Source organism: Pseudomonas sp. UBA4194 (genome assembly GCF_002379585.1).
GTDB lineage: Bacteria > Pseudomonadota > Gammaproteobacteria > Pseudomonadales > Pseudomonadaceae > Aquipseudomonas.
In genome coordinates, this window is record NZ_DFUE01000040.1 from 1 (window position 1) to 9,050 (window position 9,050).

The window sequence follows — 9,050 nt, forward strand, 5'->3', positions numbered from 1 at the left end:
ACCGTGCCGTACAAGCAGATCGTGATCGCAGTGGGCGAGGGCGCCAAGGCTTCGCTGGCGGCTTTTGACCATTTGATCCGGACTTCGGCGCCGGAGTGATGGGTTGGGGATCGGTGTTGAATGGTCCCCTAGCTCAACCCTACCTCACAACTGCGGCTGAATGATCTCAACCCAATAAGCATCCGGGTCCTTGATGAACGCGATGCTCTTCATCCGCCCGTCGGTCAGGCGTTTCTGAAAGTCCACACCCAAGGTTTCGAATCGCTCGCAAGCTGCATGGATATCCGGCACTGACACGCAGATATGCCCGAAGCCGCGCGGATCGGTGTTGCCATTGTGGTAGGCGAAGTCGGCGTCTTTCTCGGTACCGTGGTTATGGGTTAGTTCGAGAATGCCGGGCATGGATTTCATCCAGGTGGTACGCGCCTTGTCATCGCTGGGGATGCTGGCTTTGTCGACCAGTGCCAGAAAGTACAGGCTGAACTCCGCTTCCGGGAAGTCGCGTTTTTCCACCAGGCTGAAACCCAGCACACGGGTATAGAAGTCCAGCGACTTTTCGATGTCCTTGACCCGCAACATGGTGTGGTTGAACACGAACTTGGCCGTCGCCGTGTCCGGTTGCGCAGTGACGCCCGGCAGGCTGTTCAATTGATCGAGGCTCATAAGTGCTCCCTTGTATGATTGGGCGAATAAGGGAGCCCATGATACGGAAGGGGGACAACGATGCCAAATGACACTATTGGATTGCCGACATTGCAAAAATGATGGGCAATAAGAAGCCCGCCGAAGCGGGCATTTGGGGCGCTGTTCCATCAGCAGGTTTCATACTGGAACACGGGCTGTGAAAAGGATGTGAAAACGCCGGGCATCTGCCCGGCGTTTTTCATACAGCCGTTTGTGCGTTAGCCGCGCAACCAGGAATCCACGGTGCTGGCGCCGTATTCCTGCTTCCAGGCTTTCAGGCCGCGATGGTTGCCGCCTTTGGTTTCGATCAGTTCGCCGGTGTGCGGGTTCTCGTAAACCTTGACCACGCGGGCGCGACGCTGTTGCTTGGGCGCCGGTGCCGGGGCCTTGGAACTGGTTTTCTGAGGATCGAGAATGGCGATGATTTCGCGCAGGCCCTTGTCATAGGTTTTCATCAAACCCAGAAGTTTTTCTTCGAATTCGATTTCTTTTTTCAGGCCGGCGTCGTTTTTCAGTGTTTCGAGCTGGGCGAGTTGTTCTTGCAACGCCTTTTCGGCGGCACGGAATTCGGCAAGTCTGGACAATGTCATTACTCCAAAAAAAAGCTTGATCAGCCCCGCCTGTCCTCAGGCCGAGCCCCCCCTGCAAACGCTTCAATCACCCCCACACAATAGTGCAAGTTGGCGAGTGCGTAAATAATGCACTTTTTTTGAAATAAAAAAAGGGGAAGTCGGCGCCTTTACCCAACTTATTTAGTTCATCGAGTCCGCGCCTACAGCTGCTGGCGATAGCGGCGGTACACGGATTCGTACGCTGCCGCGCGGATTGGATCGGGCTGGGTCTGGGTGCTGATGTCCAGGCGCACGCAGCGTTGGCAGATCTGCGTCAGGCTTTGCTGTCCCTGGCTCGCGCACCAGGCTGCTTGAATGGCCGCGCCCAGTGCCGCTGCCTCCGTCTGCTCGGTACACACCACGGGCGTGTCCATGATGTCGGCGACCATCTGGCGCCATACCGCGCTTTTCGCGCCGCCGCCAATCAACCGAATCACGCGGCTCTGCAGACCGCCCTCGCGGAGCAGATCCAGGCCGTAGCGCAAACCGAAGGTCGTGCCTTCGACCGCAGCGCGGCATAGATTGGCCGGCGTCAGGTTAGTGGCATTCAGGCCCAACACACTGCCTGTGGCATGGGGCAGCGCCGGCACCCGTTCGCCATTGAGGAACGGCAGCATCAACACGCCCTCGGCGCCGATTGGTGCAGTGGCCACTGCTTGATTGAAGCCGGCGATGTCCAGATGCAGCAGGTCGCGCACGGCAGTCGTGACGTTGGTCAGGTTCATCGTGCAGATCAGCGGCAGCCAACCACCGGACGAAGAACAGAAGGTCGCCACCGCCGGCTCGGCCAGCACCAGCGGCTGATCGGTGAAAGCGTATACGGTGCCGGAAGACCCCAGGCTCATGGTGATGGTGCCGGGATGGATATTGTCGGTGCCGATGGCCCCCATCATGTTGTCGCCGCCACCACTGGCGACCACGGCGTGGGGGTTGATGCCCAGTCGCGCGGCAATGCCCGGGCGGATAGTGCCTACCGCCTCGTGGGACTCGATCAGCTTCGGCAATGCCGCTTCCAGCCGCCCGCTGGGGTCGATCTGGCGCAGCAGCGCCAGGTCCCAGTTCTGCTCACGCACATTGAAGTAGCCGGTGCCTGAAGCGTCACCGTATTCGGCGCGGGCCAGACCCGTGAGCCAGAAATTCAGGTAGTCGTGGGGCAGCAGGATATGGGCGATCTGCTCGAACAGCTCAGGGTGCTGTTCCCGGGTCCAGAGCAGCTTGGACACGGTGTAGCCGGGAGCAATGGCCAGACCCAGGCGCTGCAGGGAGCCGGCGGCGCCCCCCAGTGAAGCGAGCAGACGGTCGTTCTGTTCAGTGCTTTCGGTGTCACACCACAGCTTGGCCGGGCGCAGCACCTGGCCATTCTTGTCCAGGAGCACCAGGCCGTGTTGCTGGCCCGATACGCCTATACCGAGAATCTGCTGGCCATCGATGCCGGCGCTGGCCAGCGCCTGTGCGGTGGCTTGCTCGAAGGCGGTCAACCACTCGCCGGTGTCTTGCTCGCGGCGGCCATTGGCACCGCTGATCATGTGGTGCTGAGCCGAGCCCTGGCCCAGCACCTGACCGGTGTCGGCGTCGAGAATCAACGCCTTGGTGCCTTGGGTGCCGCAATCGATGCCCAGGAACATGGTCGGCTACTCCTTGGCCTGGAGCAGACGCTCCAAGGTACCTTGCACGCCAAACTCGCGCAGGCTGGCCAGGTTGCGTTCGAACGCCGCGACGAACTCGGCCGAGTTCGGAATCTGTGTGCCGAAGATTTCTTCCACGCCGAGCAGGCGTTGAGTGATCAGTACATCATCGGCTACCAGCGCCTGGCAGAACTCCGCGCGCGGGTCGGGGATCGTGTAGTGGCTGCCGTTCTCGTCAACGCCCTTGAGGTACAAGGCCCAGGCAGCCACTACCAGAGCGGCACGATCGGTGGCCTTGCCGTCGGCGATCAGGCGATTGATGGTGGGCACGGTGAACTTGGGAAATTTCGAGGAACCATCGGAGCAGACACGCTCCAGTTGGTCGGCGATGGCCTGATTGGAGAAGCGCTCCACCAGGGTGTCCTTGTAGCCTTCCAGGTCGATGCCCGGCACCGATGCCAGTTGCGGGGTCACGTCGATGTCCATGTAGGCGCGCATGTAACGCACGAACAGAGGATCGTTCATGGTTTCGTGGACGAAACGATAGCCCTTGAGAAAACCCAGATAGGTGAGCGCCAGGTGGCTGCCGTTGAGCAGTTTGATCTTCATTTCTTCGTAAGGGGTGACGTCGTTGGTGAACTGCACGCCTACCTCTTCCCAGGCTGGCCGGCCGTTGCCGAACTTGTCTTCCAGCACCCATTGCACGAACGGCTCGCAGACGACGGGCCAGGCATCGTCGACGCCGTGGCGGTCGTGCAGCTGCTGGCGGTGGGCGTCGCTGGTCATGGGCGTGATGCGATCGACCATGGCGTTGGGAAAGCTGACTTCACGGGCGATCCAGTCGTGCAGTGCCTGGTCCTGGCGCAGGGCGGCGAACGCCAGCAGCGCCTTGCGCGCCACGCCGCCGTTGTGCGGAAGGTTGTCGCAGGACATCACCGTGAACGCGGCGGTACCTGCCAGGCGACGTTTGTCCAGGGCCGCGCAGAGGAAGCCGAAGACGGTCTTTGGCGCCTCGGGATGGGCCAGGTCGTGCTGAACCAGAGGCAGATGCTGCATGAACTCGCCGGTGCTGTCGTCGATGCAGTAGCCGCCTTCGGTGATGGTCAGCGAAACGATGCGGATGGCAGGGTCCGCCAGCTTGTCGATCAGCGCCTGGGGGCCGTCCTCGGCCAGGAGCATGCCGGTGATGGAGCCGATCACCCGCACTTCGGTGTCGGGGGTGTCACCCAGCTCCACCAGGGTGTAGTAGGAATCCTGTTCGGCCAGCGCATCGTGAACCTTGCGGTCGTCGCTGCGCAGCCCGGCACCGCAGATGGCCCAGTCGTGGGCCTTGCCGGCGTTCATCAGGCGGTCGGTGTAGAAGGCCTGGTGGGCCCGGTGAAAGCCGCCGACGCCGATGTGCACGATGCCCTGGCGGGTCGACTCGGGGTTGTAGGAGGGCAGCTGGATGTACTCGGCCAGTTGGTGCAGGTTCTGTTTGTTCAGTTTCATGAGGCAATCCTGTTTCAGGCAGCGGCCTGCAGCGGCTTGGCGACGGCGATGCCCTGGGCATCGAAAAGGTGGCAGTGCTGGGCGTCCAGATGCAGGTTCAGGCGTTCCCCGTACTGGCTGCGCAAATCGCCGCGGATGCGCAAGGTCAGCGGCTCCTGAGAGTCGGTAATCACATGGCAGAACGTGTCGCTGCCCAGGCGCTCGCTGACGTCGGCGGTGACTGCCAGCTGACATTGGCCCGGTTGGGCGAGCTCCAGATGTTCCGGGCGGATGCCCAGGGTCACGGCTTCGCCGACGCTCAGGGTCGGGCTGGTGCGTGGCAGGTAGATGTGGGTACCGGCCTCCAGTGCAACCTCGCAGCCCTGGCCATCGACGCGGCTGACCTGGCCTTTGAGGAAGCCCATTTTCGGCGTGCCGAGAAAGCCGGCCACGAACAGGTTGGCCGGCTGGTGATACAGCTCCAGCGGCGAGCCCACCTGTTCGATCTGGCCACCGTTGAGCACCACCACCTTGTCGGCCAGGGTCATGGCTTCGACCTGATCGTGGGTCACGTAGATCATGGTGGCCTGCAGCTCCTTGTGCAGGCGCGACAGCTCAAGGCGAGTCTGCACACGCAGGGCGGCGTCAAGGTTGGACAGCGGTTCGTCGAACAGAAAGATCTTCGGGTTGCGTACGATGGCCCGACCGATCGCCACACGCTGCCGCTGGCCACCGGAAAGCTGCTTGGGCTTGCGCTCGAGCAGGGCACCGAGCTCGAGGATGCGAGCGGCTTCGGCGACCTTGCTTTCGACTTCGGCCTTGGGTTTGCCGGCCAGATCCAGCGCGAACGAGAGGTTCTTGCGCACGGTCATGTGCGGGTACAGGGCGTAGGTCTGGAACACCATGGCCAGGTCGCGCTTGGCGGGGGTGACTTCAGTGATGTCACGGCCATCGAGCTCGATGGTGCCGCTGGTGACTTCTTCCAGGCCGGCGATCAGGCGCAGCAGGGTGGACTTGCCGCAGCCCGAGGGCCCGACGAAGACCACGAACTCGCGGTCGCGGACTTCCAGGTCGATGCCTTTGATGATCTGCAGGCCTTCAAAGCCTTTCTTCAGGTTTTTTATTTTTAGCGTGGCCATGATGATTCCTGATGATTGATCGGGTTGAGAGAGGTGCAGGTCAAGAGCGCCCTCTCCCTGGCGAGAGGGCCGGGGTGAGGGGACCCTTCACCACAAATCCTATTTCACTGCTCCAAACGAAAGCCCTCGCACCAGCTGCTTCTGACTGATCCAGCCAAATATCAGAATCGGCGCGCAAGCGAGTGTGGAGACCGCCGACAATTTCGCCCAGAACAAGCCTTCAGGGCTGGAGTAGGACGCGATCAGTGCGGTCAGGGGGGCCGCTTGGGAGCTGGTCAGGTTCAGTGACCAGAACGCCTCGTTCCAGCACAGGATCAACGACAGCAGAACGGTGGAGGCCAGCCCGCCCTTGCTGATCGGCAGCAGCACCCGCAGCATTTCCTGGCCCAGAGTGGCGCCGTCCAGCCGCGCCGCTTCGAGGATTTCGCGAGGGATGTCCTTGAAGTAGGTGTACACCATCCACACCACGATCGGCAGGTTGATCAGGGTATAGATGACGATCAACGCCAGGCGCGAATCCAGCAGCCCCGCACCTTTGGCCAGCAGGTAGATAGGCATCAGCACACCGACGGGCGGCAGCATCTTGGTCGACAACATCCACAGCAGGGTCTGCTTGGTGCGCTTGGTTTCATAGAACGCCATGGAGTAAGCCGCCGGCACGGCGATGAGCATGCACAGCGCCGTGGCGCTGAAGGAAATCAGCACGGAGTTCCAGGCAAAGTGCAGGTAGTCGCTGCGCTCCTGAATGTGCAGGTAGTTCTCCAGCGTGGGGGTGAAAATGAACTGGGGCGGCGTGGCGAAGGCGTCGATCTCGGTCTTGAAGCTGGTGAGTACCATCCAGAAGATCGGGAAGAACAGCACGATGGCCACGGCCCAGGCCAGGCAGCCCAGGATCAGGCTCTGTATGCGGCGCGATTGTTGAAGTGTCATGGCGTGGGCCTCAGTTCTTGTCGGTGAGGTTCTTGCCGATCATCCGAACCAGGATGATGGCGGCAATGTTGGCGATGACCACGGCAATCAAACCGCCGGCGGACGCCATGCCGACGTCGAACTGCACCAGTGCCTGGTTGTAGATCAGGTAGGCCAGGTTGGTCGACGCAAAGCCCGGTCCACCGTTGGTGGTGGTGAAGATCTCGGCGAACACCGACAGCAGGAAGATGGTCTCGATCATCACCACCACGGCGATGGGCCGGGCCAGGTGCGGCAGCGTCAGGTGCCAGAAAATCGCCAGGGCGCCAGCGCCATCCAGGCGCGCGGCTTCCTTCTGTTCCTGATCCAACGACTGCATGGCGGTCATCAGCAGCAGGATGGCGAAGGGCAGCCATTGCCAGCTGACGATGATGATGATCGAGAACAGCGGGTAGTGCGCGAGCCAGTCGACCGGCTCGGCGCCGAAAAACTTCCAGAGTGCCGCGAGTATCCCCGACACCGGATGGAAGATCAGGTTCTTGAAGATCAACGCGCCCACGGTGGGCATGATGAAGAACGGCGAGATCAACATCACCCGCACGATGCCGCGACCGAAGAACTCGCTGGCCTCCAGCAGGGCGGCGATCAATACGCCGAACACCACGCTGATCAGCAGCACGCTGCCAACCAGCAGCAGGGTGTTGGTGGCGCCCGGCATGAAGCCGGCGTCGGTGATGAAGAAACTGAAATTCTCCAGCCCGACGAATTCGTTTTCACCCGGATACAGCAGGTTGTAGCGAATCAGCGAAAAATAGACGGTCATGCCCAGCGGCACGATCATCCACAGCAGCAGCAGCGCTACCGAAGGGGTGACCAGAAACCAGCCGGGGTTGGACAGGCGGCTCTTGCCGGAAGCATCGCTGGCTTCGACTCGGGCCTTGGCAGTGGACGTGTTCATGGGTGCGCACCTGGCTTGCAATGCTGAGTTGCGGCGGCTGCCCGCCCGAGCGGGTGGGCAGCACGGCGTTGCGACTTACTGTTTCGGGTAGCCCGCGCGCTTCATGGCCCGCTCGGTCGAGCGCTGCGCATCGTCCAGGGCCTTGTCTGCGGTGGTCTGGCCAGTCAGGGCGCCGGCGAACGATTTACCCACTTCCGTGCCTATGGCCTGGAACTCGGGAATGGTCACCAACTGGATGCCGACGTAGGGCTTGTCGTCGGTTGCCTTGGGGTCGGCGACTTTCAGCGATTCCAGGGTGATGTTGGCGAACGGCGCGGCCTTGAGGTACTCATCGGTGTAGGTGGACTTGCGCGTGCCGGGCGGCACGTTGGCTACGCCATCGGTCTTGGCCACGAGGGCCGCGTATTCCTTGGAAGTGGCCCAGGCCGAGAACTGCTGCGCGGCCTGCTGATTCTTCGAGCTGGCCGGGATGGCCAAGGCCCAGGAGTACAGCCATGCCGAGCCCTTGTCAGTGGTTTCGTGGGGGGCGAAGGTGAAGCCTACGCTGTCGGCGACCTTGCTTTGGGTTTTGTCCATGGTGAAGGAACCGGCAACGCTGGCATCGACCCAGATGGCGCATTTGCCGCTGTTGAACAGCGCCAGGTTCTCGTTGAAACCGTTGCTCGAAGCGCCGGGTGGGCCGGACTTCTTCAGGGTGTCGACGTAGAAGTTCAGGGCCTTCTTCCACGGCTCACTGGTAAACTGCGGCTCCCACTTACTGTTGAACCAGGTGCCGCCGAAGCTGTTGGCAACCGTGGTGATCAACGCCATGTTCTCGCCCCAACCGGCCTTGCCGCGCAGGCAGAGGCCGTATTGGTCCTTGCTCTTGTCGGTGAGCTTTTCGGCGAATCCGGCGATCTCGGTCCAGGTGGGTTTTTCCGGCATGGTCAGGCCCGCGGCCTTGAACAGGTCGGTGCGGTAGTAGGTCATCGAGCTTTCGGCGTAGAACGGCAGGGCGTAGAGCTGGTTATTGACCGACAGGCCTTCGCGCACCGAGGGAAAGACGTCGTCGATGTCGTAGCTGGCAGGCAGGTCTTTCATCGGCGACAGCCAACCCTTGGCACCCCACAGCGAAGCCTCGTACATGCCGATGGTCAGCACGTCGAACTGTCCGCCCTGGGTGGCGATGTCGGTGGTCAGCCGCTGGCGCAGTACGTTTTCTTCCAGCACCACCCAGTTCAGCTTGATGTCCGGGTGTTCGGTTTCGAACGTCTTGGCCAGGCGCTGCATGCGAATCATGTCACTGTTGTTGACGGTCGCGATGGTCAGCTTGGTATCGGCATGGGCGTAGCCGCCGAGGGCGAGGCAGGTGGACAGGCCTGTAGCGACAAGCAAGGGTTTTGCTTTGATCGGCATCTTGCATTCCTCTTCGGCGCCCGCAGGCGTCGACCTTGGTTATTGTTTTTGTGTCTTCGCAGAGGTGAAGAACTGTTAGTGATTACAGACCTGTCCGGGGGATATGACAAATCCTTGGGTGCACTTTTAGTGATACTTTTTTGCAGTGGCTGGATGGGGGAGAGGTTTGGGCTAGAGATGTTGCTGTCGGGTGGGGGGGCTGGGTGGGGGATTGGGAGTATAGGGTTTGGCGTGGGGGCGGGGGTGGATGGTCCCCTCA

General features: G+C 61.4%; 9 protein-coding genes. 1 reads left to right on the forward strand and 8 read right to left on the reverse strand.

Translation table 11 applies throughout. The features are described from left to right. Positions 1-99: hypothetical protein (locus B3397_RS10415; RefSeq protein ID WP_296249875.1), on the forward strand; the 99-nt coding region annotated here is incomplete at its 5' end. Between the two features lie 45 nt (positions 100-144). Here B3397_RS10415 and gloA read toward each other — a convergent pair. The 8 genes from gloA to B3397_RS10455 form a co-directional block, all read right to left on the reverse strand. Continuing rightward, positions 145-663, reverse strand: a complete 519-nt coding sequence (gene gloA, locus B3397_RS10420) for a lactoylglutathione lyase (RefSeq protein WP_296249733.1) — start codon at positions 661-663, stop codon at positions 145-147. A 239-nt stretch (positions 664-902) separates the two neighbouring features. Then, the gene (locus B3397_RS10425) at positions 903-1,268 is read right to left on the reverse strand and encodes a histone-like nucleoid-structuring protein, MvaT/MvaU family (RefSeq protein WP_296249735.1); all 366 of its coding nucleotides are present in this window, start codon (positions 1,266-1,268) and stop codon (positions 903-905) included. A 188-nt stretch (positions 1,269-1,456) separates the two neighbouring features. Beyond that, positions 1,457-2,920, reverse strand: coding sequence for a xylulokinase (gene xylB / locus B3397_RS10430; RefSeq protein ID WP_296249737.1), 1,464 nt, complete (start codon positions 2,918-2,920; stop codon positions 1,457-1,459). Positions 2,921-2,926: 6 nt separating this feature from the next. Next, positions 2,927-4,411, reverse strand: coding sequence for a mannitol dehydrogenase family protein (locus tag B3397_RS10435; protein ID WP_296249740.1), 1,485 nt, complete (start codon positions 4,409-4,411; stop codon positions 2,927-2,929). A gap of 14 nt (positions 4,412-4,425) precedes the next feature. Further along, positions 4,426-5,529, reverse strand: a complete 1,104-nt coding sequence (locus B3397_RS10440) for an ABC transporter ATP-binding protein (protein ID WP_296249743.1) — start codon at positions 5,527-5,529, stop codon at positions 4,426-4,428. 99 nt (positions 5,530-5,628) lie between these two features. After that, positions 5,629-6,459 carry a carbohydrate ABC transporter permease gene (locus B3397_RS10445; protein ID WP_296249745.1) on the reverse strand — a complete coding sequence of 277 codons (831 nt, stop codon included), beginning with the start codon at positions 6,457-6,459 and terminating at the stop codon, positions 5,629-5,631. Between the two features lie 10 nt (positions 6,460-6,469). Beyond that, positions 6,470-7,396, reverse strand: a complete 927-nt coding sequence (locus B3397_RS10450; RefSeq protein ID WP_296249746.1) for a carbohydrate ABC transporter permease — start codon at positions 7,394-7,396, stop codon at positions 6,470-6,472. Between the two features lie 75 nt (positions 7,397-7,471). Then, positions 7,472-8,791 carry an ABC transporter substrate-binding protein gene (locus B3397_RS10455; protein WP_296249748.1) on the reverse strand — a complete coding sequence of 440 codons (1,320 nt, stop codon included), beginning with the start codon at positions 8,789-8,791 and terminating at the stop codon, positions 7,472-7,474. Positions 8,792-9,050 lie beyond the last annotated feature (259 nt).

Bases quoted from the DNA above. Each gene is read 5' to 3' on its own strand.
- gloA (WP_296249733.1), bottom strand. From the start codon at position 663: ATGAGCCTCGATCAATTGAACAGCCTGCCGGGCGTCACTGCGCAACCG.
- B3397_RS10435 (WP_296249740.1), bottom strand. From the start codon at position 4,411: ATGAAACTGAACAAACAGAACCTGCACCAACTGGCCGAGTACATCCAG.
- xylB (WP_296249737.1), bottom strand. From the start codon at position 2,920: ATGTTCCTGGGCATCGATTGCGGCACCCAAGGCACCAAGGCGTTGATT.
- B3397_RS10450 (WP_296249746.1), bottom strand. From the start codon at position 7,396: ATGAACACGTCCACTGCCAAGGCCCGAGTCGAAGCCAGCGATGCTTCC.
- B3397_RS10440 (WP_296249743.1), bottom strand. From the start codon at position 5,529: ATGGCCACGCTAAAAATAAAAAACCTGAAGAAAGGCTTTGAAGGCCTG.
- B3397_RS10455 (WP_296249748.1), bottom strand. From the start codon at position 8,791: ATGCCGATCAAAGCAAAACCCTTGCTTGTCGCTACAGGCCTGTCCACC.
- B3397_RS10445 (WP_296249745.1), bottom strand. From the start codon at position 6,459: ATGACACTTCAACAATCGCGCCGCATACAGAGCCTGATCCTGGGCTGC.